Below are 1,098 nucleotides of genomic sequence, written 5' to 3' on the forward strand. Positions count from 1 at the left end.
CCCTGGGTTGCCGAAGATCCCCGAAGCGGAGGAGAACAACACGAACTCCGCCACATCGTGGTCCCGGGTCAGCTCGTGGAGATTCCACGCAGCCAGCGCCTTCGGCGCCATCACGGTCTCGATCCGCTGCGCGGTCATCGACTCGACCACACCGTCATCCAGCACACCCGCGGTGTGAACGACCGCGGTCAACGTCTCGATACCGGCGATCACCCCAGACAGAGCTTCCCGGTCAGCGGCATCACACGCGACCACGGAGACCTCGGCCGGAGCCAAAGACTCCAGCAGCTCCGGCGAGGCCACACCACGACGGCTGAGCAACACCAGACGACGGACACCCTGCTCGACCAACCGGCGCGCCACCAGCCCACCCAGGCTGCCCGTACCCCCGGTGATCAGGACCGTGCCGTCGGGGTTCAGCGGCTGCGGCATCGACAGCACGACCTTGCCGACGTGCTTGGCCTGCGACATGAACCGGAACGCCTCCACCGCCTGGCGCACATCCCAGACCCGCACCGGCAACGGCCGCAACGCACCGGCCTCGAACAGCGCGACCAGCTCGGTCCACATCTCGGCAATGCGCACCGGACCGGCCTCGATCAGGTCGAATGTCTGGTACCGCACGCCTGCGTAGGCCTCGGCCACCTGCTCGGGGTCGCGGACGTCGGTCTTGCCCATCTCCACGAACCGACCACCGCGCGGCAACAACCGCAACGACGCATCCACGAACTCCCCGGCCAACGCGTCGAGCACGACATCCACACCACGACCCTCGGTCGCGGCCAGGAACTTCTCCTCAAAACCGAGATCGCGGGAGGAGGCCAGGTGCTCGTCGGGCAGTCCGACCGCGTCCCACTTGGCCGGGCTCGCGGTACCGAACACCTCCAGGCCCCAATGCTTCGCCAACTGCACGGCCGCCATGCCCACACCACCGGCAGCGGCGTGGATCAGCACCGACTCACCGGCCTGCACGTCGGCCATGTCCCGCAGCGCGTAGAACGCGGTCAGGAACACCAGGGGGAGCGTGGCCGCGTCGGTGAAGGACCAGTCGTCGGGCATCCGCGTGACCATGCGGGCGTCGGCCAACGCCACCGGGCC

At 68.5% G+C, this 1,098-nt stretch carries 1 protein-coding gene; it reads right to left on the minus strand.

Annotated elements, in window-relative coordinates; all coding sequences use genetic code 11:
* The coding region (locus KR227_RS10685) for an MDR/SDR family oxidoreductase (protein ID WP_218365318.1) at window positions 1–1,098 on the minus strand (1,098 nt) is incomplete at both ends.

This window comes from Corynebacterium sp. TAE3-ERU30, assembly GCF_019209925.1.
GTDB classification, from domain to species: Bacteria; Actinomycetota; Actinomycetes; order Mycobacteriales; family Mycobacteriaceae; genus Corynebacterium; species Corynebacterium megadyptis.